Origin of the sequence: Streptomyces sp. NPDC005408, assembly GCF_040606445.1 — a bacterium.
GTDB lineage: Bacteria > Actinomycetota > Actinomycetes > Streptomycetales > Streptomycetaceae > Streptomyces.
Map to the genome: position 1 here is coordinate 58,341 of NZ_JBEXEX010000010.1, position 26,378 is coordinate 84,718.

Here is a 26,378-nt window from a genome sequence, read left to right on the forward strand (position 1 = left end):
ACCGCCCGGTGCCGGGAGCGCGCCGGTCCGAGGGCGCTGCCGGGCCGTGCCGCCGCTCGGTCGGTGCCGTGACGGACCGGGACTGGCGCTGCCCGCCGGGCGCGCCGCGAACGCCGTCGCGCGCATGGCCGCGGCCGTCGGCAAGGCCCTTCCGGACCTGCTAGGGCCCCTGCATGTGAACGACGTGCTCGGGAGGTCAGCCGCCAGGAGTGAGCCGGTCGCACTCCAGCGAGGTGAGATCGACTGAGTCGGCCATGGCCTGCATGCCCTTGTCGTTGGGATGCAGATGGTCGCCGCCGTCGAACGTCGGCAGCATCCGTTCGGCGTCGTACGGACTCCGCAGCATCCGGTCGAAGTCGGCCACGGCGTCGAACTCCCCGCTCGTGCGGACGAATTCGTTCACCTCCTCGCGTATGGCCTCCTCGGCCGGAGTCCACTCGTACCAGCCCCTGTACGGCAGGACAGTGGCACCGACGACGCACTTTCCGGCCGTGTGGGCGCGGGCGATGATCTCGCGGTAACCGGCGATCAGACCGGCGGCCGTCACTGCGGAGTGGGACTTGATGTCGTTGATGCCCTCGAAGACGACGACGGTCCGCACACCGGACTGGGAGAGCACATCCCGGTCCAGCCGCTTCAGCGCACTCTGCCCCGCGCCGTCCGCGAGGACCTTGTTGCCGGAGATTCCTTCGTTGGCCACGCCGCGGACGGTGCTGTCCGCGGAGCTCTGGAGCCGCCTCGCGAGATAGTCGGGCCAGCGGCGGTTCTTGTCGGTCGTCGACTGCCAGCCGTCGGTGATCGAGTCGCCGAGTGTGGCGACCGCGCCGGTGCCGGGTGCGGCCTCCACGGTGACCGCGTCGAGGTAGAGCCATGACCCGCTCTGCTCGGTGTACGCGTCGGCGGCCTGCTCGCTCGCGTGGTTGCCCGCCGCGGAGTACGAGGTCTGGAGCGCCATGCCATGGCCCGTCGCCGGGCCGCCCGCGCTCTGCACATAGAGGCTGATCACCAGATTGCTCTGGGCCTTCACCCGGCCGGGCAGCGGGTCGCTGTAGCGGAATTCGCCAGGGGCGAGCGTCACTGAGTGCGAACCGCCGAAGGTCAGTTGTCTGTTGCTGGCGTCGGCTACCTGGGCCCCGCTGTCCTGGACGCCCGCCCAGACCGCGCCGAAGGTGAGCGGGCGGTCGCCGAAGGCGTTCGAGAGCCGTATGCGCAGGTCGCGCCCGCCCGTACTGGTGTGGACGATCAGACGGTGGCTGCGGTCGGACACGTCGTCGCCCATCCGGTCCGCGCTCGCAGCCCACGTGACCACCGCACGCGACGGCGCAGGCGCTGCGGCGACCGAAGATGCGCAGACCGAGAGTGCCAGCACCGGTCCCAGGATGAAGGCGGCACCGCGGCCCGCCCCTCGCCGGGACATCAGCCGAAGTCCCGGAGAGTGACGGACGCGCCGGGCTGCAGCCGCACGGTGCGCGAAGTCCCCTGCCACACCACGGTCGTTGTACGGCCGCCGACGCTGCGGACGCGGGCCTGCTCGACCCTGCCGTCCCGCCAGCTCAGATCGACGGCGAAGCCGCCGCGGGCGCCGATCCCGGTCACGGATCCGGATGTGGACCAGGCGGCAGGCAGCGCGGGAAGAAGCTCGATGTGTCCCGGGCGGGAGTACAGCAGCATCTCGATCACGGCGGCCGGAGTGCCGAAGTTGGCGTCGATCTGGAAGATCCCGCGGCCCTGCTCGACCTGATAGATGTCGAAGAGGTTCAGGGCGGTGCCATTGCTGCCACCCGTGGACGGCCGCAGATTGGTGGCTATGAGCCGGTAGGCGTTCTCCGCGTTCTTCAGGCGCGCCCAGCACAGTGCCCGCCAGGCGTTCGCCCAGCCGAAGCTGTCCATTCCGCGGGCGGTGAGCAGCGCCGTGGCACCGTCGAGCAGCTCGTCGGACACGGCGCCGGGCCGGATGCGGTCGCCCGGGAACAGACCCATGAGCGGGGAGAGATGCCGGTGTGTGGTCTCGCCGAGATCGTCGGGCGACATCCACTCCTGGAGCCAGCCGGTCTTCGGGCTGACTTCGGGCAGGTAGAGCCGGTCGTGAAGCCCGCCGACGGTTTTGCTGTAGGCGGCGTCCCGGCCCAGATCGGCGCATGCCTGCCGGTAGTTGGCGAACAGGGCCCGCACCAGCTCCTGGGCGTACGTATTGCCCCTTGCGTCCTGCGGGCCGTGCTCGGGGGACCAGTCATGGTCGGCGACGAGCACCTCGCGGGAGGTGCCGGTCGCCCGGTCGACGACGGTGATGGTCACCAGCCGTGCCTCCCAGAACTCGCACGCCCCCTTCAGCAGCGGATAGATCCTCGCCAGATAGGCCGGGTCCTTGGTGTACTCGTAGTGCTCCCACAGGGAGTTGCACAGCCAGGCATTGCCGGGCGGATGCCACCACCAGCCGAGACCGCCGTGGACATTGGTCGAGTACGCGACCGTCCAGCCGGCGACCTTGCCCGAGGAGTTGCGGAAGCGGTTGCGCGGGTCGTTGAACAGCTCCCTGGTGAGCTTGGTCCACGAGGGCAGCTGGGCCAGGCAGTAGTCGGCCAGCGCGTCGAAACAGCGGGAGAGCCCGGTCCGGTCGGCCATCCAGTAGTTCATCTGGATGTTGACGTCGCTGTGGTAGTCGCCCATCCAGTCCGGGTCGTTGCCGTCCAGCCACAGGCCCTGCAGATTGAGCGGAAGGCCGTCCCTCGATCCGCAGATCATCAAATAGCGGCTGAACTGCACATACATGGCCTCCAGTTCCGGATCGGGTTCGGCCTGCTGGGTACGTGCCTTCAGCCGCTCCCAGGTGTCCAGCCGCCGCTGCTGCGCGCTCGACGCGCCGAGCGAGATGCTCATGCGGTCGAACAGGGCGCGGTAGTCGGAGACATGGGTGTACAGCAGCTCGGTCGGCGACCGGCGGACGGCGGTGACTGCCTTCGTACGGGCGAGTGCGGCCGGGTCGAGAGCGGGGTCGCGATACGAAGCGGCGGCATCCGGCGCGTAGTTCGTGCCGCCGCTGACCACCACGGTCAGCTCCCGGCACCGCGTGAAGACGATCTGCGTGCCGCGAACGGCGACCGTGCCGCCGCTGCCGCGCGCGGTGACGGCCGCTCCGTAGCGAAGGCCGTTGTCGAACGAGTCCCCGAACCAGAGGGACGTGCGCGGTGCGTCCGCCGATGTGCTCTCGCCGTGGGTGCCGTCGAGTGTGATCGTGCCGGTGTAGGTGCCGCCGCCCCGCTGGGTCAGGCGGATGACGATCGCGTCGTCGGGGAAGCTGGAGTAGATCTCGCGCTCATACGTCACGCCGGCCCGGGTGTACGAGGAGCTGACCAGGCCCTGGCCGAGGTCGAGGCCGCGGCGGTAGTCCGAGACGGCCCCCAGGTCGTGGTCGGGTACGTCGATCGCGAGGTGCGCCAGTAGCGTGAAGCTGCCGAAGTTCTCGCGTGCGTAAGGGAATTGGCCGTCCTGCTCGAGCGTGCCGTTGAGCCCGCCGGTCCACAGGGTGGCGTCGGTGAGGTGCAGCAGCTCATGGGAGGGGTCGTTGCCCACGAGGGCGCCGAGCCGGCCGTTCCCGATCGGCAGCGCCTGCTCGATCATCTTCCGGTCCGATGCGGGGGCTCGGTACCACATGTGCGTGGTCGGGGACTTGGACAGCATTGGGGACGCGGTGGGCCGGTTCGGAGCGGCCGATGCGGTGAAGGCGGGCAGACCGCCGAGGGCGGTGGCCGTACCGAGGGCGGCGGCCAGCGAAAGGAATCCACGGCGGCCGGGGTGTGCGGGCATGGGGGCGTGCTGGTCGTCCACGGGGCGCTCCACGGGGATCGGGCGGTCAGGGGGAGGGTGTTCAGGAACGCCGCGGAACGTCGATCTTGTCGATGTCGGGGGAGTAGCCGGACGGGCCGCTGTCGAAGGTGACGGTGTTGCTGCCCGCCTTCAGCGTGACGGGCACGCTGATGGCCGCCGCGGCGCCCCAGCCGCCGCTGGAGGGGAAGTCCCAGGTCGCGGCGGGCTTGCCGTTCGCCGAGACCTTGACGGAACGCGGGTCACCCGAGGTGTAGGCGACATTGAGGAGGTAGGTCCCCGCCGTGTCGACCACGATGTCGTTGAAGCGCAGGGCTCCGCCGAGGTAGAGGCCGCCGACCTTCCTCGCGCCCGAGCACTCGTCGCAGCCGCCCACGGAGGCATTGCCGCTGAGGGTGTTGGCCGGTGCCTCGGCTTCGTACGCCGTCATGGGCTGTGCCCCGCCGTGCGGAGTGATGGTGAACAGCCGTGATCCGTGGGCGGGCAGGGCCTGTGTGATGCTGTCGCGGTGGCGGCCGAGGCCCTCGTGGTTCCACAGGTCGCGCACCGATGCCTGCCCGCGGAAGCCGAAGCTGGACCAGTTCGCCGTCACCGCGGCCGGGGAGTCACCGAGGTTGAACAGGGCGACCGTGTATGTCCCGTCCGGGTTCTTCGCGCCCCAGACCTGCTGTTCGCCGGCCGTGACGGGACGGGCCGCGGGTGAGGCCTGCTGGTTGACCTTGAGCACTTCGCGGTTGGTCAGCAACGAGAGACCGTAGTCGTCGAGGCGGGTGAGGTCGTCGCCGGTGTAGAGCGGGGACTTGGAGATGGTCCACAGCGTCATATAGCTCTGTCGCTCGGCCTTGGTGAGTCCGTCCATGACGCCGTTGCCCACGTCGAGCGAGTCCAGGTCGTTGAAGCCGCCTGGCCCACCGTGCCGGGTCCAGGCCGGGGTGTCGCGCCATCGGTCCTCGACGGAGTTGTCCCAAGTCACCAGCGTGTTGCAGTAACACTCGACATCGGTGTCGATGCGCCAGCCGTTGGAGTGCTTCTTCCAGTCGGCTATGTAGTTGACGTCCAGGGACCAGGAGATCTCCAGATGGATGGGGCGTCCGGTGGCGGCCAGCGCCTGCTTCCACGCGGCGATGTCGGTGCGGTTGTCGTAGGCGTCGCCGCTCTTGAAGGAGCCGGGCCCGACGCCGTCGACCTTGAGGAAGTCATAGCCCCAGTCGGCGAACAGCTGCGCCTGTGAGTCGACGTACTTCTGGGCGCAGGGCCGGGAGAAGTCGATCTTGTACGAGCTGTCCCAGCCGTTCGTCGTCCGCAGATCGCCGTACACGATGTCCCCGGTGGTGCAGCCGGCCGTGTTGAAGACGGGGACCTTGCCCTCTCCGTACGCCTCCTTCTCCAGGCCGACGGGCAGATAGATACCTGCCTTGAGACCCTTGGCGTGGATGTGGTCGGCGACCGCCTTCATGCCGCGTGGGAATCTCTCGGGGTCCGCCTTCTGCCGTCCGTACGCGTCGAAACGGGGCTTCCAGTCCCAGCCGCGCCACCAGCCCGCGTCGATGTTGACGTACTCGTAGCCGTATGCCTTGAGTCTTGCGGCCATGGCGTCGGCCTGCTTCAGGACATTGGCTTCGGTGAGATAGCTGTAGTCGCCGCTCGGGTTGAGCCCGGGGTACTTGCTGGACTGCATGCTCCAGCTGCTCCAGCCCATGTACGGCTTCTGGGCCGGGGCGGCCTGCGGTGCGGTGACGGACGGCGCCGTGGCCGGCGCCGTGGCGCGGGCGTCGGCGGGTGCGGCCGTGCTGAGGGAGGCGGCGACAGTGAGGGCGACGGCTCCTGCGGCAATGCCTGAGGGTGACAGCATGGGGGCTCCTAACAGGTGTCGGATCCGATGAACGTCTGAATCGCGGCGGCCGCGGCCCCGCGCGCCCACTCGTCGAAGGGCAGTGGACGGGTCGTCACCTCGCACTGCGCGGCGGTGCCGAAGGCGGCCGCGGTGAACGCCTCCCGGATCTGCTCGGCGAACAGGTCGTACGCCGCCAGGCCCTCGCCGGAGATGATCACGCGCTCGGGTCCGAGCAGATTGACCACGGCTCCGATCGCGCGGCCGATCGTCTCGCCTGCGTGTGCGTACGCGGCGCGGGCGGCGGGGCTGCCGGTGTGGGCCAGCGCCAGCGCCGCGGCGGAGTCGGCCACCGGACGGCCGGTGTCCTCGCGGATACGGCGCAGGATCGCGGAGTCCGACGCGATCGCCTCGACGCAGCCCGTATTGCCGCAGTGACAGAGCGGCCCCTGCGGATCGATGGGGAGATGGCCGATCTCGCCCGCCACGCCGTGCGAGCCGGAGACCACGCGGCCGTTCACGACGATGCCGCAGCCGATACCTGCGCCGACGGTGACGACGGCGAAGTTCGCGCATCCGACCCCGTCGCCGAACCACTGCTCGGCGACGGTCAGGGCGCGGACATCGTTGTCGACGGTGACCGGAAGACCCGTTGCCGCTGAAGCCAGTTCGGCGAGCGCGATGTCGTGCCAGCCGAGGAAGGGGGAGTAGCGCACCACACCGGCGGCCCGGTCCACGTCGCCGGACACGGCGATGCCCAGACCCTGCACGGCGACGCCGTAGCTCTGCGCCTGCGTCAGCAACTCCTCGGTCAGCGAGGCGATGAGGCCGATCACGGCGGAGGGATCGCGTGCGGGGAGCGGTGCGTGCCGCGCGACGCGGATCAGGCAGCACAGGTCCGTCAGCACGGCGATGACCTCGTCCGCGGTCACCTTCACGCCGATGAACAGGGCCCGTCCGCCGTCGACCCGCACGGGGTTGGCGGGCCGTCCCAGGGTGGGCCGGGCACCCTCGTCCGCCGTCTCTGCCGTCTCGACGACATAGCCCGCCTCCATCAGCGGGCGCACAGCCTTGGTCACCGCAGCCGAGGAAAGGCCGGTACGGCGGGCGAGTTCGACCCGGGTGAGAGGGCCCTGGGACAGGACGGTGGTGAACACCGTGGAGGCGGCCGGCGTGGCCGCCGGGAACGTCTCAACGCGGTACGTCGACGGCATGGCGGGAAACGTAGGAGACTTAATTTCCTCTGTCAATAAAAGAAGTCGGATTGGTTACGCCGAAGTCGTGGGTCACGGCATGAACAACATCCGTCTCGGTGGCCTCGACTCGGGTAAGTTCCCTCTGTGCGCGGCTAGTTGATCTCATTCACCTGAGGGGACCAGGGAAACGGGGGAGCACCGTGGGCGGGAGACTCTATGGCCAGGGGGCGCTGCACGAAGGCTTTGTGCCCAGACTGGTCGGCCTGCATCAGAAGGACGGATACCGCGTCGGGTTCGCCTATCCGAAGGGCGCGCCTGTCGTCCGTGTCGTCGGCGGGCGAGGCAGCGGCAAGAGCGCCCTGCTGAACGCCGTATACGACGCCTACAACGGACGGGTCCCGCTGGCCAGGGTCGACCTCGGCGCGCCCGGTTTCGGAGAGCCGGGCGTCTCAGGGCTCGGCGACGACGAGGTTCCGGGCGCCTCGCACATCACGCATCTGCTGTTTCTGCTCGCGTACAAACTCGGCCTGGACGTACAGCATTTCGGCAAGGAGCTGGCCTTTCCCCGGCTCTCGCTCGGCCTGCTCGTGGTCACCGCCTGGCGGCCGCTGAACAGCGACGAAGCCGATGTGCGCCCCGCCGACCTGCGGCGCGCCGAGGCGGATCTACGGGCTTTCATCGTCGCCGAGGACCCGGATCTCAAGCGCCGCCGCGAGAGCCTGGGCCGCTGGCTCGACGTCGTCGCGGACAACCTTCCGCAGGTCCTTGCGGTCGTCGGGCTCGACTCCGTCGCGGGCATCATCGTGGACACCGCGCGCACCCAGCTCCTCAAAGGAGAGCCGGACAAGGGCGCGCTTGCCTGGTGGGGCCGCCGGCTGCACGGCTCGCAGGGCTACCAAGGGGATTCACTGCAGCGGCTGTTCCAGTTCGTACGCGGCTTCCGGCGGCTCGACGACCGGCGGCGCACCGCCGAGGAGCATCTCGTCGCCGCTCTGCTCGACGACGTCGACGGCAACTACGGGCGGCTGAGAAGGCTCAACCGGACGCCGCGGCCACTGCTGCTGCTCGACAACGCGCACACGGACGTCGGCCGCACCTTCCTCGGGCTGCTCGAACCCGGATACACGGCCGGGGACAAGGACCCCACCCGCCCCGTCGTGATCGCCACAGCGCTCGGCAAGGGGGAGCAGTACGCCCCGCTCGGCGAGGTCGCCGGGGACGCCACGCCCACCGGCCGCCCCCTCGTGCTCCGTATCCCCGCCATCGAGCACGCACACATCGGCGAGATGCTCAGCGCCGTCGACTACCCCGAGCAGCTGCCCCGCCTCGTCGCCCGCTACAGCGGGGGCCGCGCGGCCAGCGCCCGTACGCTCGCCGACACTGCGATACGCCTGGTGCAGGACGCGGGCGTCATACGCACCCGGGAGCTGCTGGACGCGGCAGCCCCGGACCTGCTCGACAAGCTGCTGCCGCAGCCCGCGATGTGTGACCGTCTCGTACTGCTGTCAGCGGCCGCCGACGAGAACACCCGGCGCGGCCTTTGGACCTTCGCCCACCCCGAGGACCACTCGGAAGACCTCGTCGCCGCCCGGGTACGGGAGGCCGACGACTACCGCGTGCGCGCCTGCCTGGACGGCGACCGGGCGCTCGACCTGCTGCTGCGGCACCGGCTCGCGGCCACCACGTCCCACGACCGGTGGCGCGACACCCATCTGCGGCTGCGCTCCCTGTGCGACCCGCGCAGCGACACGTATCTCCACCACACACTGGCCCTGGGACGAGTGGACGAAGTGGTGTGCGGGCTCCACCACCGGTTCACCACCACGCCCCCGGAGCAGTGGCTGGCCGCACTCAATCTGATCTGCTCGGCGCCACACCCGCGTGAGGGCTACGAACCACCGGGCAGCGCCGTCCCGTTGTCGTGCACGGTGTGCGGCAGCGACGGGCCAGGACCGCACCATGACGCGGTGGAGAGCCTGGTCCCCATCCTCTGGCAGCTGTCAGACCCGCTCACCCTCGCACCCCGCGAGGACGAACTGACCAGCATGCGCATCGCGCTGGAGACGCTGTACGGAAACAAGGCCGCTCACGCCGCCTACCGCGAGGCGTCCGCCGCCTGGCCCGCACGCCTCAAGGCCGGATTACAGGCCCCCGACCTCCCGATCTCGGAAGGCTCCCCGTCATGACGTCCTTCATCAGAAGGCTCCCCGGCGGCCCGCTCACCAAGGCTGTCGCCCTCTTCGTCACCCTGGTGGTGCTCGGCACCGCCGCGTGGGCCGGATATCGGGTGTTCGGCCCTGATGCCTCGTGCGGGCAAGGTGTCGAGAAACGCGGACCGGGCAAGGGTGAATGCACCGGGGTGACCGACGGCAGCCATGCCTTCGCCCCCAACCTCAAGGAAGTCAGCGCACGTATCAAGGCCGAGAACGACCGGATCAAGGGCGAGCCGTACGTCTCCATCGCCGTCATGCTGCCGATGGATCCCACCCAGTCCTTCGAGCAGCAGAAGACATTGCACGAGGTGCAAGGCGCCTACCTCGCGCAGTACCGGGCCAACCACGAGTCCAACAGCAAGAAGCCCGCGATCCGGCTGCTGCTCGCCAACCCCGGCCGCAATCACACTCATTGGCAGCCGGTGGCCGAACAGCTCGGCTCACTCTCCGAGAACAGCAGCGCCAATCTGCGTGCGGTGATCGGATTCGACGTCAGCACCATCACCACCCAGCGGGCCATCGCCTATCTGACCAACGAACGGCACATCCCCGTCGTCGGCGGCCCCATCACCGCCGACGGCTCCGGCAACAGCAAGCTGCACCCCAACGCCTACCGCGGCCTCGCCCGGGTCGTCCCCACCACCAGCGACCAGGCCGCCGCACTCTCCAACTTCAACAAGGACATCGACCCCAAGAACACCCTGGTCGTTGAGGACATCCGCACCGGCGACACCTATGTCGACGCACTCAAGCTCGCCTTCGCGCTGCGGACCAAGGGCTCGCCGCGCGCCCCCGAGCAGTACCGCGCACCCGACGAGTTCCACGAGGAAGGCACCACGGCCAACGCCTTCGACCAGATGGTCGACACCATCTGCACCTCGTCCGCCAAGGTCATCTACTTCGCCGGACGGCCCGTACAGCTGCGGCAGTTCGTCAACGAGCTCGGCAACCGCGGCTGCACCGAGAAGAAGTACTTGGTCATCACCGGCTCCGGGGCCTCCACTCTCGCCTCCGACAAACGCCTCGACTGGAGCGCCTTCCACAAAGGGGTGACCCTGCAGTACGCGGCCGTCGCGCACCCCGAAGCATGGACCGGCCCCAAGGCACCCCGAACGGGCGGCTCGGCGGCGGCGTACCGTGCGCTGGCCGGACTCGCCACCAGGAAGGAGATCGGCGCCATCGGCCCGGTGGAGCTCACCGACTCGCGGACCATCACCTTCTACGACGCGGGCCTCACCGCGATCACCGCCATCCGGATGCGCGACGACGGCGACCCCGTCATCCCCGCGCTGGGCCGTGTCGCCGACTCCTGGCTGAGGCTCCACGGCATGGGCAAGGTGGACGGCGCGAGCGGCTGGATCTGCCTCGACAACTACGGAAACCCGTACAACAAGGCCGTCTCCGTCGTCGAACTCGCTCCGGACTCGCCGGGCCGGATCCGCTTCGTCGGGCTTGCCTGGCCGACGGGCAGGCCGACGCCGAACGAGTGCACGGCGCCACGGAGCGAGTGAACTGCCCCAATCCTGGCGGGACGTGTACGCGCCTAGGGCCTGTCGTTCGGATCTTGCCGGGCTCGCGTGCCCTGGCACGGCACCTCGCTGCGTTGTCGTCAGTCGCCGACGCTCCGCGTCGGCTCTCCCCCTGCCTTCGGCGGGGGGACCCCCATCCTCCGGCCTGCGATGCACCACGCCAGACCCCGCTCACTGATCCGGCCTGATCCAAACGACAGGCCCTAACTCTGGTGGGACTCGTACGCAACCCCGGCGACGACCAGGTCCTCCCAGGCCATGCCGACGCTCTTGAACAGCCGCGGCCGGGAGGTGTCGGTCTTCACCGTGCCGCGCGCGAGGTCCGCCAGGCCCACCAGGGAACCGGGATCCAGCGCGCCCGACCGGACGGCCAGGATGATGTCACCGGCCTCGCGCAGCGCGGCTGCGTGCGCCTCGACCACGACCGTCGACCTGCGCACGGTCTCGTCGTCGACCTCGCGCGCATCGGGCTCGTGCGAGCCGATGGCAACGACCGTGGTGCGGTCGGGCAGGGCCGCGCCGTCGAAGAGGGGAGTACGGGCCGTGGTGCAGCAGGCGACCACGTCGGCCTGAGCCACCGTTTCGGCCGTACCCGCTTCCACGGTGAGGCCCGAATTCCCGTACTGCGCAAGGAAGGCGGCCAACCGGTCCTGGTCGCGGCCGACGACGGTGATGTGCCGCAGGGTCGGGCGGATTGCGCGCAGCGCCTCGATGTGGCTGTGCGCCTGGGGTCCTGTGCCGAAGACGACGAGCCGCTCGGGCTCCGGCACGGCGAGCAGATCGACGGCGGCCGCCGAGACCGCGGCGGTACGGATCGCGGTCAGCACGACCCCGTCAAGCACGGCGAGCGGGCTCAGCGTCTCGGCGTCAAGCAGCAGGTAGTTGCCCTGGATGCGGGGGAGCCCGAGCGCGGCGTTGCCCGGCGCCACGGTGGCGATCTTGACACCTGCGTAGCGGCGGGAGTGCGAGGGCATCAGCAGCAGTTGCCCGTGCTCGACCGGGACCACGGAGCGCGCCGGATCGGTCTCGGGGTCGAGCCCGTCGCGAAGGGCGTCCTGGAGGGCGGTGATGGTGGCGGGGAGGGGGAGGGCGGCGCGGACGTCGTCTGCGCGCATGATTTCGGTGGCGTGCTGGGTCACGGCCGGAACGTTACCGCCCCCGCGCGGCCTGTCAGCCGCACCCTCTGGGGCTCCGCCCCGGACCACGCGGCGGCCGAAGGTCGCATACGGGGTCCGGGGCGGAGCCCCGGTTGAGGGAAGGGGCGGGGTGGGGAACAAGCCCCGCCCACGACACCGTCAGACGTTCGGCACCTTCAGCCTGTCCCAGCTCGACTTGCCCGGAATCCCATCCGCGTCGCTCCCCGAGAACCCCAGCTTCCGCTGCCACGCCGCGTACGACTTGCGGTCCGCCTCCGACCAGTCCGGGCTCGGCCCCTCCTCGTACCGTCCGCAGCCCTCGGCCACCAGCCGCTTGCCCATCGCCGTGATGATCGGGCTGCGCCGGCCCGCCGCGAAGAAGGCGGCGCCCGGGAACGGCTCGAACGTCGCCGGCGGCTTGGGCGCGGGCGGCTTGGACGGGCCGGACGGCTTTCCGCCCAGGCGCGCGTGGATCCGGGCTCGCATCGAGTCCATCGTGAACCCGCGCGGGTCGACCTTCCCCGGCTGCCACTCCTTGTGGCCGATCACCGAGCGCTGCGACCACCCGTGCGCCCGGCAGATCGCCGCCGCGGCCTTCTCGATCGCCTCCAGCTGGGCCGCCGGCCAGGGGTCCGAGCCATTGCCGAGGTTGACGCACTCGAAGCCGTAGAAGTAGCGGTTGCCGTCGGTGTTGGCCTCGTTGTCGGAGGGCAGGGCCGACTCGTTGATCACTGCACGCAGGACGTCGTCGTCGCCGAGCCCGGCATGGTTGGCGCGGCCGTTGCCGACCAGGTGGACCGTGCCGTCCTTGGCTATCACTCCGTGGCACAGCGGCCCCGGCAGGCTGGAGTGGCCGTCGTAGCAGATGTCCACCGAGTTCTGGGTGCCCGAGGTCACGGTGTGATGGATCATCACGCCGTGCATGGGCCCCCACGGACCCTTGTGGTTGCGGTTGTGCGTGCGCCAGCTCCGCTCCTCGACGACGTGAAGCCCTTCGTCACGCAGAACCTTGACCAGTTGGGAGGCGGTCAGAGGGGTTGCCATCGTGGTGCTCCTTTCAAGGTGCTACGTCAGTTCTCGGGCTGTCCTTCGGTGCCCTGCCCGGCCGCCTGCGGGGCCGGACCGCTCGCTGCCGTCCTCTCGGCGGCGGCTGCCTCGGCCTCGTACGTGGCCTCCGCCGCCAGCGCCTCGGCGTCGGCTGCCGGGATCGGTGCCGCCAGCGGGGCGAACGTCTGGCGCAGGTCCGCCACCGAGCCCTCGCCGAGCACCCAGGCGAGCGGCGCGTAGTGCACCTGGTTGCCCACCGGGGCCTGAAGCAGCGGCCGGCGAGCCGCGTCCGTCGGCCACTCGACATTGCCCGTTGCTGTGCGCGCCGCGACGGTCCAGTAGTCGCCGGGCCGGTAGCTCTTGCCGGGCTCGAAGTACACGAACACACCGTCCTCCAGCGGCAGCCAGCCGCCCTCCTCGATGCGGAGGGCGCCGTGGCGCAGCTTCGCTGCGCCCTGCTTCGTACGGCCGGAGCCGCTCGCGCGGCCGCCCGAGCGGTGGTCCCAGCGCCGAAGGAACGGGTGCAGTTCGGGGCGGCGCCCCACCGACGGGTCCGGCTCGGCCGACAGCCGTACCCGGCGGCCGGGCAGGTCGAGCTCCTCGACCCGCAGCAGCGGCAGCGGTTCGTTCCGGCTGAGGTAGGCGGTGTCCACGAGCTCGACCCAGTCACCGACATTGAGGTCGAGCTTGTCGTCGCTGCCGAGCGAGGCCAGCTCCACCCAGGTGCCGTCGAGTTCGTCGACGGGGAAGGTCACCGAGCCGTTCTCCCTCGACCACTTGAAGGTCGCGTCCTTGGCCGCACCGCCCTCGTGGATCTCCACGCGGTACATCTGGTTCTCCTGGCCCCGGTAGCGGGCGTCCGGCTTCACCAGGCACGGGTCCTCGTCCGCGTGCTCGGGACGCTCGCTGCGCGCCGCCAGCCGCGCGGTGGGCGCCTGCGCGGCGGCCCACTTCGCGAAGGCCGCCCGCACTTGGTCCTTCGTCGCCCCGTCCTCGAGCTCCAGCTGCGAGCCGGGCAGCGGAAGCACCTGCCACACGACCTTCAGCCGCGCCGCCGTGTCGGGCATCGCCGACCCCAGTGCGACCTCGCGCAGCAGCGGGTCCTCGGCCGCGGTGACCGAGCGCTCCCACACCTTCAGATACGCGAGATACGGGAACTGGGAGGGCAGGCGGTCGCCGGGGCGCTCCGGGTCCCGGTAACCGTCGGGCTGGTCCCAGTACGTCCAGGTGGCCGGCGGCGAGACCGGCGCATCGGCGGGCTCGTCCTTCTCGCCCTCCTCGGCGCTGTGGGCGTCGTCCACGACCGGGACGCCCGGCTGCGGGCGGGTGGCGTCCAGCAGGATGCCGTCCACGTAGTAGCGGCCGCCGCCGATGGACAGATCGTCCAACTCCCGGCTCCCGCCCAGGAAGTGGAGCTCGAAGCCGGTCGCGCCGCGCGGCCCGCCGTGCTGCCCGATCAGATCGGCGGCGGTCGTACGGGCCTGCGCCAGCTGGATCGCGGTCTGCTCGTTGGCGTCGGCGTCCAGCTGGACGCGGCCCTGCTGTGCGATCACCGCCGAGTAGTGCCGGTCCGGCCGGAAGGTGATGCGGGAGATGTCTGCGTGCATGGGAAGGGGTCCCCCTCGGAAGTTCGTACGTCGGTGAGAAGTCGTGTCAGGTGACGGGGATGATCCCGGCGTCGGTACCGGCCGGGGTGTACTCGGCGAGCCGGGCCCGCAGGCTGTCCTCGCGCTGCGGCTGGTAGAGGTCGTGGAAGGCGCCCATCTCGGAACCGTCCTCGGCGCCCCGTTTGATCTCTTCGGCGCAGCCCGCGGCGAGTTGTCCGTAGGCGGGCGTGCCGTAGCGCTCGCTGGCGAACAGCGGGCGGACCAGCTGGGCGTTCTCCCTGCCCACCAGGTCCGGCAGGCACCGGTGGCGGCGCGGAGTGCGCGAGAGCGGCGGCACGTACGAGAACCGCACACAGCCGATGCCCCGCCGGGCCACATGCATCCGCCCGGTGAAGATGCTGTTCTCGGCGATCTCCACCGCGTGGGTGTGGACTTCGCCGATGACGGTGGTGCGGTGCGCGTGGAGCACAGCGTGCGCATGGCGGCAGTCCGGGGCGGACAGCGCCGCCCGGTCATGGCCGGTGGCGTCCAGGATGCTGTCCCGGATGTGGATGTCCAGCGGGTCGTGGTTCACCTCGTCGCCGATCACCTCGATGGTGCCGAGGATGCTGCGCTCGATCTGCACGCAGGCGGTGGTGCGGTCCAGGACCAGGCTCGGCTCCTCGGGGGAGTGCGGATGGCACTCCGGCTCCAGCGACCAGCCCGGTACGAGCGTGCAGTGCCGCAGCACGACCGCGCCCACGGGACCGGTGACATTGAGCCCTCGACCGGTGATCAGCAGACCGTCGAGCACGATCCGCGGAGCCTCGCCCCCGGCGTCCTCCTGGGCGCGGATGTTGAGCGCGTCGGGCCGGTTGCTGTACCAGTCGAGCAGCCGGATCACCGGCCGTGTGCCCTCGGCGGCCCGCACCTCCAGGCGGTCGCCCGGATCCAGATCGAAGTCCAGCTGCTCCTGGTAGGCGCCGCTGTGCGTGATCTCGATGATGCCGTCGGGGCCGCACTGCCCGGAACGCCGGTCGCGCTGCCAGTCGTTGTAAGCGTCCATGATCCGCTGGTAGCTCTGGCCCGGGCCCACCCGGTAGAGCCTGGCGGCCGTCGGTGTCTCCCGCTCGCGCGGGTACTCGCCGCCGCCCGTGTCGTCCGCGAACGCGTAGTGGTAGGTGACCCAGACGCCCTGCCGCGGCGCGGACCGCGAACCGAAGGCGATCCGGCCGAGCGCCGGATCGACCGCCACCTGACCGCGCTTGGGCCGGTAGCGCCAGTGCGTCAGATCCGCCACCACGATGTCCGACAGCGGCACCGGCTCGTCCTGGCCGTCGCGCCAGATCGTGAAGCTCTTGCCGGGCCCGTAGTAGTCGGCGAGCCGGTCGGCGAGCTGCCGGCGCCGGATGTACGCCGGCACATTGTCGATCGTCGCGATATGCGTCGCCGAAGGCTCAGGGACCGGCTTGGTCACCAGCGGTGTGTCATTGCCGAGGATCGAGAACGTGTAGAGGTTCCGGGCCCGGTCGATGCAGTAGGCGGGCGCCTCGGTGAGGTGGTAGGGCTTCAGCCGCCAGACGAAGAGTCCGACACCGGCGGGGGAGTAACCGCCTTGTGTACGCGCCGAGTTGGCCCGCCGCACATTCACCGATTGCGCCACCGTCCCGAACGGCCCGCCCGCCAGATCGAGCGCCGCCCCCTCGCGTACGTCCACGAGCCTGCCGCGCTCACGGCGGTGCGCGTTGGCGGCCTCCGCGCCCGATCCGTACAGCTTCACCGGCTGCTGGTGCGAGACGAGCCGGGAGAACTCCACGGCCCGCGAAGGCCATCCGGCGACATCCTCCGCCAGCTCCTCGAGCAGCGCGAGGGTGCCCTTGCGGCGCCGGTTGGCGACCGTGGCGGCCACATCGCGGCGCGGCGCCAGGGCCTCGGCGAGCCGGAGACGTGAATCGTCCCCGCCCTCGCCCTCGAGGCCCTCCGCCTGTACGCGCTCATAGCCGGGCAGCGGGGAGTAGCCGACCAGATCGCCGAGATACGGCAGCACCCAGGGCGCCGCGGTCTCCACGAACCAGTCCTCGTAACCCTGCTCGACCCCGTCCCGCACCCGGTCGACCTGCTCGGCGATCACCGCGAGCAGGGCGCGCAACGGCTCGCCGCCCTCGGCGTCACGCAGGCGGTGCCACTGCGGAAGCAGATCCGCGAGGCCGTCCGGTTCCCTGGTCATGCTGCATCCCTTTCGTTCGCTTCTCCGCCCGCGCGGCGCAGAGGTGCGGGTATCGCTGTCGTCTGCGGCCCGTCCGCCGCGCGTGCGTCGCTCACTGGGCGACCTCCGTCAGAATCAGCGTGTCCGCGACATGCGGGGAGAGCAGGGCGAGCTGTGCGGGCCGGATGCCGCGGAAGACGAACACGGCCCGGCCCTTCTCCAGCCGCCGGGTATCGGTGATGTCCGGGTTCAGCCGCAGCAGTTCGGCGAGCGGGATGCCATACCTGGCGGCGACCTGGGTGAGCGTTTCGCCGTCCTTGGCGGTGACGCGGTGCACGTCCTCGTCGTACGCGGCGAGCCTGGCCCCGACCGCGGTGCGCGGCTCGGCGAGCGAACCCGCGAGCCCGGTCAGCTGCTCGGGCGTCACGGACGCGGGCACACCGGTGAAGACGTCCACATCGACATAGTCGACGCCGGGCACCGAATGGGCGGTCGCCAGCACCTCGGACAGCCGGGCGGGACGGCCCAACTCGCGGCGCCCGCTGCCGAATTGGGTCAGCAGGGCACGGCGCAGCCGCGGTTCGACGACGCTCCAGGTGTGGTCGGGGGCGATCTTCACCTTCGCCGCGAGCAGCAGCAGCACCAGCTCCCGCACATCCACGCGGACCGGCAGGCGCGAGTCGCCGTACTCGGCCAGCGAGGAGCGCAGCGCGCGCAGCACCTCCGAGTCCTCGGCGATCGCGATGTCGTCGACACCGGCGACCGTCACATGCAGCACACGGCGCCGGCCGTCGAAGATCTCGCGGGCCGCGGCCCGTCCGATGCCCGCCCGTGAGCGCGCGAAGTCCTCGTAGTCCTCGACGGACACGAGCCGGTCGAGCGCGGAGACCGCCAGCGGGATCGTGCGCCGGGTCAGCCCCGGGCCGTCCGCGTCGGCGCCGCCCGTCGCGGGCTGCGGATTGGTGACGGCACTGACGCCCAGCGGCCGGGAGACCGCCTGAGTGATGCGATCCGCCCGCACGTTGGCGGCCTTGCCGGTGCCGAAGCGGTACCGGGCCCGGACGTTCTCGTGCCCGGTGGACAGCCGGGCGCCGTGCACGCCGTCACCGAAGGTGATCGTCGTACGGCCGTCCCCGGCGGTCCCGGAGACGTACACGCGCTCGCGCGGACCACGCCCCGCCAGGCTGTCCACCTCGTGCCACAGCAGCCCGTCGACGCGCACCTCGAGGGTGGGCGTCGCGCCCAGCGGATTGTTCGCGGGCAGCCAGGTCAGCGGCGACTGCCAGAGCGTGAACGTCTGGTTGGTCCGGTCGGCGTCGCCGCTGCCGATGGGCTCGTCACGGCTCTCGCCGTGCGTCGCGGGCACCACGTTGCCCTGCACGCGCACGGTGTCACGCCGGTAGCGATAGGCCAGGTCCGTGGTGAGCGTCAGCCTTGTATGGACGTGGTCGCCGGGCAGCTGCGGGTCGAGCTGCTGCTCCACCGCCGCGATCACCACCAGCTCGGTGCCGCGGACCCCGGCCGTGTCGGGGATGTCGGTGCGCTCGCCCGACACCACGAGATGACGGCCCGGCCGCAACCCGTCGTACAGTTCGGCCAGTTCGAGCTCATTGCCGTGAACGTCCTCGCCCAGTGGCTCGTCGGCGGGGCGCAGCGCCTCGCCGCCCGCGTGCACGGTCGCGTCCCGGATCGCCGACAGCAGCACGTCGTGCTCGTCCAGCCATGGATCGGCGAGCGTCAGCTCGGTGCCGCGGCCGGTGACCCCGTAGTTGGTGTACGCGGAGGTGCGTACGGCGGTGACACGGGTCGTCACGAACTTGAGCTTCTCGTCGCCCGGGATTCCGTCGGGGTCATCGGCTCCCTTGCGGGGACGCTCGATCGCGACCCAGCTGCCGACGGTGATCCCGTCGTACACGGAGTCCAGCGCAACGACATGACGGTTCGCCTGCTCCGGCACGGTCGCGATGCCGACCTCGACATTGGCCGGCTCGCTGCCGACCGTGTACCGCAAGGTCACCTCGTACCCGCCGTGCCTGATCTGCTGGTGCTCGCCAGGAGCCAGGAACCGTTCCAGCGGCTCGCCGTTGTGGACGGCCACATGGATCCGGCCGTCGTCGCCCGGCCGGGAGACGAACAGCGTCCGCTCGGGCAGCCCGGACATCAGCCGGGCCGTCACACCGGGCTCCTGCGAGTCCGCCGGGCGCCGGCTCAGCCAGCTCAGATCGTGGTCCTGCGCGGACCGGGTCATCAGCGATATCTGCCCCGGCCCCAGCGGGAAGGTCTTCTCGGCAGGCAGATTCTCCGAGACCTGCACGGACGCCCCGGTCTCGATGTGCTGGAACTCGGCGCTCACCGGCACCCGGCCGGCGGTGTCGAACACGACCCGCATGGTCGTCAGGGCCCCGCCGGTGAGCGGCCAGTCCGTCTGCCGGACGACTCGCCCGCGCTCGTCCTGCACGGGCTTCAGCGGCGCCGTCGCCCCGAACGGAGCCGCGGTCACACGCATCGCCTGAAGATCGCGCAGCAGCGCGGGCGCGGCAGGAGCTGCCCGCCGCCACGCCGCGTACATCCCGTCGGCCACCCGCGGATCGAGCGCCGACAGCAGCTGAGCCCCGAGGTCGGAGCCCGGCGCGAAATACCGGCCCGGATCGTGGGACAGCGTGCGCGCCCCCGACGGCGGCCGCACCACACGGGTGCGCAGCGCGGGCAGTACCGCACCCAGCGCCCGCATGGCAGGCGAGTCCGAAGCGGCGGCGGGAGTGTCCGGGCGAGAAGGCTCCAGATCGGCCGCCCGCTCGATCAGTTCGCCGACCACGGCCTCCAACTGCTCGAACCAGGCGGCGACTTCCTCGTACGGCGCGGCTATCGCCTGGGCCTCGGCGAGCCGGTCGTGCGGTTCGACGAGCCGCGCCGCGAACTGAGCGGGCGTCTTGATCCCGCCCAGATCGGCGCGCAGCGGAGCAAGGACCTGGGCGTCGAAGTCCTCGATGATCCGGCTGACAGGACGCGGATTGGGGTTGTCGGGGGTCGGCTCACCCTCCTCGGCCTCCCGCTCGTCCTCGGTGATCCACTCGCGGAGTTCGGTCACCAGCTCGGTCAGCGAGGGCGGTGCGGACTGCGGCAGCCCGATCGCCGTCACGTCGTCGTCCCGGTCGGTGCGGATGCGCGCCACCGGCAGCAGCAGCCGCTGCCCTGCGGTGTCCTTGTCCGCGCCGAAGACGAACAGCAGCTTGTCCCCGGTCTGCAGAGAGGTGTCGGTCCCCGAGACGAAGATCTCGGAGCGCTTGCGCAGATCGTCCGGCGTCAGCAGCGCCGGCCGGCGCCTACGGACCGCCAGCTCGTTCCACGCCCAGCGGGCGATGAGGTCCTCGCTGGTCTCGAAGGCCTGCGACTCCTCGTCGGACGTGCTCGGCACGCTGTTGCTGCGCGCGCCGCGCGGGATGAGCACCGCCACGTCCTCGGCCCGCGGATCCCGGTCCAGCGTGTACGCGAGATGGGTGTCCGCGGCGATGCCCGGCCGCGGCCGGTGCCCCACAAGACGCCCGAGCAGAGCCAGCGAGCGGTGCTCGTCGGCGGTGCGCAGATAGCCCTCGTCGGCGATGCGCTCGGAGTGGAAGGTGAGCAGATCGCCCACGACCGCCCACGAGTCGAGCAGCCCGATCGACGGATCGTCCGGGGTGCGGACGGTCAGCCCGCGCAGCGCCGGATAGGCGGGGGAGGCGAGCCGGTCGAGCATGGCCGCCAGGAACGAGCCGTACTCACCGACCCGGTAGTTCAGGGCCGTTCGGCCCGGCGGGTTGTACAGGGCCTTCGGGGCGTGGCGTTCGTCGTGCCCGCCGCAGCCGCAACCGCAGGAGCCGCTCATCGCGCACCTCCGCCGAGCTCGATCGAGAGCCGGCCCAGCTCGGGCCGGTCGGGGTCGTTGTCGCAACGCGCGATCTCCAGCGGGCCGAGCCGCAGCACGCCTGCCTCCAGTGCCGTGTCATCGAGTGGATCTTCGTGGAACAGCCGGCGCAGCCGGGTCACCCGTACGCTCTCCACGCCCTGCACCGCCGCGGCCGCGGCCACCAGGCGGCTGAGCCGCACCGGTTCGCCGAACGTCAGCGCGTCGGGGTCGAAGAAGCCGAGCCGTCCGCCCGCCAGCCGGCGGCTGCCGAGCAGCCGGTGGAGCTCGGCGAGAATCTGGCCGTGCTGATGGCCCGGGGCCGCGCACACCGTCAGGGCGATGTCCAGCGGCACGGACCTGGCCGGTCCCACCACCAGGTCGTGCCCGATCCGGCGGTAGCTCTCCAGCGCGTACGCCACCGAGTCGAGCAGCTCCGGGGACGCGTCCCCGCTGCCGAGCGCGTCGACGGCGACATGCGCCTCCTGCACACTGCCGGTCCAGCGGATCTCGGCGGCCGCTCGCTGCACTCCGGGCAGCTGCGACGCCAGTGCCGCATAGTCGTCCGCGGTGACGGCCCGCAACCTGGTGCGCTTCAGGTCGAGCGGGGCGAGCTGGCGCACCTGCTCGACCGGCTCGGCCTCCGTGCCGCCGACGGCGGGCAGCGGATTGCGTACGCCCGCGACGGGCATCGGGTCCGCTGCGTCCGCATCCTCCGGATCACGGCACAGCACAAGGTGGTTGATGGCTTCCGCGCCGACATTGCCTGCGGTGCCGCCGCCGAGCCGGTAGTGCAGCTCGAGCCGTGCCCCCGGCTGCGGACGGGCACCGTGCCGCCCGTCGCCGAACCGCAGCGCGATCCGGCCGTCGTCCTCCAGCTCACCGACGAAATGACGGTCGCGCGCATCCGAGTCGAGCAGATCGCGCTGTGCAGTCCACGACGCGTCGCCGTCCGCGACCGTGATGGCGGGCAGAGCAGCCCGCGGATCCTGTACGAGCGCGGCGGCGGGACCCCGCAGCACCGGCTCGTCCGGGTCGATCCCCGCCGCGTACTCAGGTCCCCAGGTGTGCGTGATCTCCCAGGCGATCGAGTCGTCGAGCACCGCACCGGCGCGCGACCGGGCCGTCAGCACATCGAGACGGCGCAGCTTCGCAGCCAGCAGCCGCTCGCTGCGGTGCAGCAGCTCCCGCAGCGCGCGCACCGGATGGCGGCGCAGTTCAAGCCGCTCCAGCACCCGCAGCCCGAACAGCACAGTCAGCTCGGCGATCTCCGGCTCCGTGAGCCCGTCGCAGTCGCGGGCGCTGCGCCACAGCTCCACCAGCCGCTGCCGGACGCGGCCCGGGACGGCGGCCAGCCGGGTGGACTGTCCGGCGGAGACATGGCGTGTGTCGGGGAACGGCACCGACTGGACGACGGGGGAACGCTGCAGCACCGGCCGGAAGCGTGGCGGGATTCCGGGGTAGACGACCTGCGCCAGCAGCGTCTGAAGCGCCTCGGCCTGCTCGTAGGCGGTGCCCGGGACGACCTTCTCCCGTCGGCGGCCCGCGAGTTCCAGGCCGAGACCGGCGCGCCCCGTCTCATCCTCGCCGACGACGGTGAACAGCTCCCGTATCTGATCGGCGGTCAGCAGCCGACCACAACGGGTCTGCTCCAGACGGGCGTTGATCAGATCCGCCGTCGCGTTGCCCTCCTTGCGGTCCCAGCAGCCGAAGCCGGACGGATCGCAGGACCCGAGGACGGCGGGCGCGGGAGGCACGGTGACCGTCTCCGGTGTGCCGCCACAGGACGTCAGCGACCGGCCGTGGTCGACGAGCGCGACATTGCCTCGCGCCACGCTCACATCCTCGACCGGCGCGCAGTCGGTGCCGCCGCGCGTCGACAGACAGACAGGAAACGCGAGCGCGTCCTCCGGCGCCCACGTGACCTCGAGAACCGGCTGGTCGGCCAGCTTGTCCACGACCGGCGTGACAGAGGTGAGGCGTACGGCCTGACGATGGGCCGGATCGGCGTCGCCAGGCGTACCCGAGCGTGCCCCCAGCACCTCCTCGATCAGCAGCAGATCGCCCGGCACCAGCTCCAGCGAACGGACCTGGCACTCCTCGTCCGCCCACGCGTCCCGCAGTGTCGCCGATGTGGCCCCCTTGGGCAGCGAGCACACCTCGTCGCCCCAGGTCCAGAAGCGGATCGTGTTGTGCTCGGGGCGCAGCGCCAGCGGCTCGTCGGCGACGACCGGCTCGAACACCTCGACCGATCCGCGCTCGTCCAGCACGGCCAGGTCCCGGTCGTCGATGACGGTGCCGATCTCGGGCCTGTCGCGCGGCCCCAGGCTGCGGACGTCGACGGCCGCGAAGCGGTACGTCCCGGGCGGCAGCGTCAGCGCCCGTACGGTCTCTACCGCGACGAACGCGCGTGCGTTGACGCCGTCGTGCATCGGGTAGTCGATGAGCCGCACATGACGGCGTACGGAAACGCGGCGGCGTGCCGTGTCGAGATACGCCTCTGTCGCCACCGCGTCCTGCTGATAGCTGATCTGGTCGGCCGTGTGGGCGAGCAGTTCGACCAGCGTCGTGCCGAGGTCGGCGGCACTGCGCTCCACCCAGTCCGGCGTGGTCAGCGCCAGCCGGTCCAGGATGAGGCGGCGGATCGTGTCGTAGTCGCGCGCGGTGTAGTCGATGACCGGCGCAGCAGGGAAGGCAGGAGGGCAGTCGGGCTGCTCGTGCTTGCAGTCGAAGGGGGTCGGGCAGTCGGGCCGGAAGTCGAACTCGGCCGAGAAATACCGCTGGTCGAAACCGGGAAAGGGCTCGGTGCCCGGCCGGCCGTAAGGATCCGTGTCCACGACCGAGAGCCGGTAGCGGGAGGTGTCCCCGGTGCGGTCCAGCGTGATGAACAGCCGGTCGTCGAGCTCAGGGTCCTCCTCGCGCTCGACGGACACCTCGACGGCTTCGATGCCGGTGATCCGGCGCCCGCCGTCGATGCGTATGTTCTCCGGGCACAGCCCGTGGGGCGCCTTGCCGAGGAAGGTGACGGTGAGGGTCAGCCCGTCGTCACCGGCCTCGACGGCGTCCACGCCGCCGAGCTGCGCCGCCCGTACCCTGGCGCGCCTGCCGTCCGTACGGCAGACCAACTCGTTGCTCGTACCGCTCATGCCGGGCCGCTCCCCTCGAACACGTCGTCGCGCCGGCTCGCGGTGGAGCGCACCACGTAGCGCAGATACACCCGGACCACGTTCTCCTCGCTGACCACGTCCAGGGACTCCACCTCGATCAGCTCACCCAGCCAGCGCTGCAGGGATGCCTGCACCGACAGCTCCAGCGCGGAGGCCAGCTCGGGGCTGTTGGGCGTGAAGACCAGATCGAGGAGCCCGCAGCCGAAGTCGGAGCGCATCACACGCTCGCCGGGGCTGGTGAAGAGCAACTGCTCGATCAGATCCCGCACATGCTCGTCGTACGCCGCGTGCGCGGTACGTCCCCGCCGGTCCGTGCGGAAGGGGAAGGCGATATCGCTCCTCATCGCGAGGACACCCCCCGCGCCGACGCGGTGACGACCGGCGGGCCCTGCGGCACCAGCGCGGCGCTGAAGCAGAGCGCCGGAGTGCTCTCCAGCAGCACCGGCTTGCTGTCGATGAGCACACCGCCGCGGTCCGGCGTCCAGCGGACCGTGGTGCACGGATGCGGTACGCGCTCGACCGTGTGGCGGCAGCCGCTCACGGTGAAGACGTCGGCAGCGGTGGGCACGGGACGGCCGTCGATCCGCACTCCGGACGACGGGGCGGAGGCGGGCACGACGCGGCCGCCGTGCGGGCAGCTGATGGTGGAACCGCCGTTCACGAGATTCCCGGACAACACGTGTGACTCCCCGTTCTGTGTTCTGAGCGTGGTCATCGCTTCCTCGGCACGATGAGCCGGCCCTCGTTGATGTTGACCTCGTCGCCGATCAGCACGATGGACGCGCCCTTGCCGTTGCCGATGGTCACGCCCTTCTCGTCGATCTGGACGTACGCCCCGCCCTTGGCCTCGAGCAGAATCCCCGTACCGCCAGGCACGTCCGACATCACCAGCTTGTGATCACCCGGCGTCTGGATGACCACGGGCTGCGAGCCGGGCAGCTCGGCGCTCGCCCGGGGCGGCAGCTCGGAGGCGTCTCCGTACCAACTCCCCGTCCAGATGGGGAAGCTGGGGTCCCCCTGCTCGAACTCCATCCACACTCCGGCGCCGATCTCGGGCACGACGTACTGACCTGCGTGCCGTCCGGTGAACGGCAGACAGGGCAGCGCCCAGGTGGAGGCCTCGTCGCCGAGCACATCCGGCACCTGGGCCGTGATCCGGCCGAGCTTGAGCGGGTCCTTGTTGTCGATCACCCGCCCCCGGAACTTGCCGAGAAACCGGTTGTTCGGTCCTGCAGCCATGCGAAGTTCTCCTGGTCCTTACGTCTGTGCGGACGCGTCGTTACGGACGCACTGTCCTGCTGCGGGCGATGAGGCCCTCGCGGGAGAGCGTGAAGTTCTGCTGGTACGAGCCTGGCCTGAGGTTGTGCGTCACGCTCTTGACGTAGTAGTCGCCGTCGTACGTCACGCCCGAGCCGCGAACCCCCACCAACTCCCGCGGCCGCAGGACATATCCATGCCGGTTGACATCCAGCGACCCGGACCCGGAAATCGCATCCGCTGAGGTCGCGGCCCTGGCCAGGGTCTCTGCCTCGGCCTGCCCGAGCTCCTTCTTCGCCGTACCGGACAGCGTCTTGCGCTTCAGCGCGGGTGAGGCCCGCAGGCCGAGTGGAGGCCGCAGCGGGCTGATGTCGGGCTGAGCCAGCAGCCGTACGTCACGCGTGCGCGGGTCCTGGACGCGCGCCTGCGGCTCTTCCCTGGCCGTCCCGTCGTAGGCGAAGGTCAGCTGGTCGACGGTGGAGTTGTTGTCCATGTTGACGTTCAGCGCGTGCTGGCGCTGGCCGAGCCGCTGCTCGGGACCCCAGAAGGCGATGGACCGCCCGAGGCCCGGGCCCGGCTCCAGATAGAAGGTGTATCCGTTCGCTCGCGCAAGCTCGTTCAGATACTGCAGATCGGTGCCGGTCTGGTAGTCGACGCGCAGCTGCTCGCGGGGTGGCTGATGGATCTGCTCACGGATGATCCACGGATCGATTCCGTAGTCGGCGTACCGCCGCAGAATCCGCTCGACCCGCTGGGCGGGGCCGAGATTCGGATACCGGTCGGTGCGCTCTTCCAGATCCATCAGCAGGGTCAGATCCTCACCGGTGACGGTGAGCGTGGTCTGCCCGGGCTGATTGCTGGCACCGACTTCCTGCCGCACGATCAGCCCGTCCAGGATCACGGTCGGCGTCCCCTTGACGGACGTCGCAACGATCACCCTGGTCTTCGGATCGAAAAACCCCTCGGGCAGCAGCCGTTGTGTGATCAGCCCCCGCTTGGTCAGATCGAACGCAAGCTGGAACCCGCTCCGTTCCCCCGCCGTCATGGTGATCTGCGCGGACAACAGCGCCTCGGTCACCTCGGGCGGAACGGGGCGGGTGAGCTTGGGCCCCATGTGCAGGGTGAGATGGACGGGCCCGCTCCCGATGGGCTCGTCAGCCATGGAATCCACCCGGCAGAGGAATGTCGATCGTCCGCCCCGGCTCGGCGGTCAGCTCCTGCGGGTCGAGCACGGGATTGGCGTCCGCGATCTGCCACCACTGTCCGGGGTCGCCGAAGTAACGCTGCCCGAGATGGTCGGGCCGCTCGTCGCTGCTGACCGTGTGCGGAGCGGTCTCGTCGGCGGCCACGCCGAGCGGAGGCAGCAAGCGCCGCTTGGTGTACCGCACTTCGGTGCCGTCGGGGAGACGGTGTACGCCGATCTCCGCGTCGTGGTACCGGCTGGTGCGGGGGTATGGATGCGCCCCCGGGATCGCGTCCAGCGCACTCTCATAAGGATCAATCAC

Annotated in this window: 17 protein-coding genes; 2 read left to right on the forward strand and 15 right to left on the reverse strand. The window is 70.7% G+C overall.

Annotated features, from left to right (window positions below):
* Positions 1 to 196: 196 nt before the first annotated feature.
* From ABZS64_RS12710 to ABZS64_RS12725, 4 genes are all read right to left on the reverse strand, one after another.
* A complete protein-coding gene (locus ABZS64_RS12710) occupies positions 197 to 1,417 on the reverse strand; it encodes an SGNH/GDSL hydrolase family protein (RefSeq protein ID WP_355827234.1) in 1,221 nt (406 codons plus the stop codon).
* Complete coding sequence (locus ABZS64_RS12715) at positions 1,417 to 3,804, reverse strand: glycoside hydrolase N-terminal domain-containing protein (RefSeq protein ID WP_355827500.1); 2,388 nt, start codon at positions 3,802 to 3,804, stop codon at positions 1,417 to 1,419. Before ABZS64_RS12715 ends, ABZS64_RS12710 begins: the two co-directional genes overlap by 1 nt.
* 61 nt (positions 3,805 to 3,865) lie before the next feature.
* On the reverse strand, positions 3,866 to 5,674 hold the full coding sequence (locus ABZS64_RS12720) for a carbohydrate-binding protein (RefSeq protein ID WP_355827237.1): 1,809 nt from the start codon (positions 5,672 to 5,674) through the stop codon (positions 3,866 to 3,868).
* Positions 5,675 to 5,682: 8 nt separating this feature from the next.
* Positions 5,683 to 6,867 (reverse strand): ROK family transcriptional regulator, encoded by a 1,185-nt coding sequence (locus ABZS64_RS12725; protein WP_355827240.1) that lies wholly within the window; start codon positions 6,865 to 6,867, stop codon positions 5,683 to 5,685.
* A gap of 227 nt (positions 6,868 to 7,094) precedes the next feature.
* Here ABZS64_RS12725 and ABZS64_RS12730 point away from each other — a divergent pair, with 227 nt between their 5' ends.
* Both ABZS64_RS12730 and ABZS64_RS12735 read left to right on the forward strand, forming a co-directional pair.
* Positions 7,095 to 9,035 carry a hypothetical protein gene (locus ABZS64_RS12730; RefSeq protein WP_355827242.1) on the forward strand — a complete coding sequence of 647 codons (1,941 nt, stop codon included), beginning with the start codon at positions 7,095 to 7,097 and terminating at the stop codon, positions 9,033 to 9,035.
* Positions 9,032 to 10,573, forward strand: coding sequence for a hypothetical protein (locus ABZS64_RS12735; RefSeq protein ID WP_355827245.1), 1,542 nt, complete (start codon positions 9,032 to 9,034; stop codon positions 10,571 to 10,573). The genes ABZS64_RS12730 and ABZS64_RS12735 overlap by 4 nt, the downstream gene beginning before the upstream one ends.
* A 221-nt stretch (positions 10,574 to 10,794) precedes the next feature.
* On the opposite strand, the gene ABZS64_RS12740 is transcribed toward ABZS64_RS12735, so the two are convergent.
* The 11 genes from ABZS64_RS12740 to ABZS64_RS12790 all read right to left on the reverse strand — a co-directional run bounded on the left by ABZS64_RS12740 (position 10,795) and on the right by ABZS64_RS12790 (position 26,378).
* Positions 10,795 to 11,730, reverse strand: coding sequence for an ornithine cyclodeaminase family protein (locus tag ABZS64_RS12740; RefSeq protein ID WP_355827248.1), 936 nt, complete (start codon positions 11,728 to 11,730; stop codon positions 10,795 to 10,797).
* 156 nt (positions 11,731 to 11,886) lie between these two features.
* Positions 11,887 to 12,771 (reverse strand): peptidoglycan-binding protein, encoded by an 885-nt coding sequence (locus tag ABZS64_RS12745; protein WP_355827250.1) that lies wholly within the window; start codon positions 12,769 to 12,771, stop codon positions 11,887 to 11,889.
* 26 nt (positions 12,772 to 12,797) lie between these two features.
* A complete protein-coding gene (locus tag ABZS64_RS12750; RefSeq protein ID WP_355827253.1) occupies positions 12,798 to 14,381 on the reverse strand; it encodes a DUF6519 domain-containing protein in 1,584 nt (527 codons plus the stop codon).
* 46 nt (positions 14,382 to 14,427) lie between these two features.
* The gene (locus ABZS64_RS12755; RefSeq protein ID WP_355827256.1) at positions 14,428 to 16,587 is read right to left on the reverse strand and encodes a hypothetical protein; all 2,160 of its coding nucleotides are present in this window, start codon (positions 16,585 to 16,587) and stop codon (positions 14,428 to 14,430) included.
* A 91-nt stretch (positions 16,588 to 16,678) separates the two neighbouring features.
* Positions 16,679 to 20,431 (reverse strand): putative baseplate assembly protein, encoded by a 3,753-nt coding sequence (locus ABZS64_RS12760; RefSeq protein WP_355827259.1) that lies wholly within the window; start codon positions 20,429 to 20,431, stop codon positions 16,679 to 16,681.
* Positions 20,428 to 23,595 (reverse strand): putative baseplate assembly protein, encoded by a 3,168-nt coding sequence (locus ABZS64_RS12765; RefSeq protein WP_355827261.1) that lies wholly within the window; start codon positions 23,593 to 23,595, stop codon positions 20,428 to 20,430. Before ABZS64_RS12765 ends, ABZS64_RS12760 begins: the two co-directional genes overlap by 4 nt.
* Positions 23,592 to 23,960: a GPW/gp25 family protein gene (locus ABZS64_RS12770; protein WP_355827264.1), complete on the reverse strand. Its 369-nt coding sequence runs from the start codon at positions 23,958 to 23,960 to the stop codon at positions 23,592 to 23,594. Before ABZS64_RS12770 ends, ABZS64_RS12765 begins: the two co-directional genes overlap by 4 nt.
* Positions 23,957 to 24,295, reverse strand: a complete 339-nt coding sequence (locus tag ABZS64_RS12775) for a hypothetical protein (RefSeq protein WP_355827267.1) — start codon at positions 24,293 to 24,295, stop codon at positions 23,957 to 23,959. The genes ABZS64_RS12770 and ABZS64_RS12775 overlap by 4 nt, the downstream gene beginning before the upstream one ends.
* Positions 24,296 to 24,327: 32 nt before the next feature.
* Positions 24,328 to 24,855: a phage baseplate assembly protein V gene (locus tag ABZS64_RS12780; protein ID WP_355827270.1), complete on the reverse strand. Its 528-nt coding sequence runs from the start codon at positions 24,853 to 24,855 to the stop codon at positions 24,328 to 24,330.
* 40 nt (positions 24,856 to 24,895) lie between these two features.
* Complete coding sequence (locus tag ABZS64_RS12785; protein ID WP_355827273.1) at positions 24,896 to 26,035, reverse strand: hypothetical protein; 1,140 nt, start codon at positions 26,033 to 26,035, stop codon at positions 24,896 to 24,898.
* Complete coding sequence (locus ABZS64_RS12790; RefSeq protein WP_355827276.1) at positions 26,028 to 26,378, reverse strand: hypothetical protein; 351 nt, start codon at positions 26,376 to 26,378, stop codon at positions 26,028 to 26,030. The genes ABZS64_RS12785 and ABZS64_RS12790 overlap by 8 nt, the downstream gene beginning before the upstream one ends.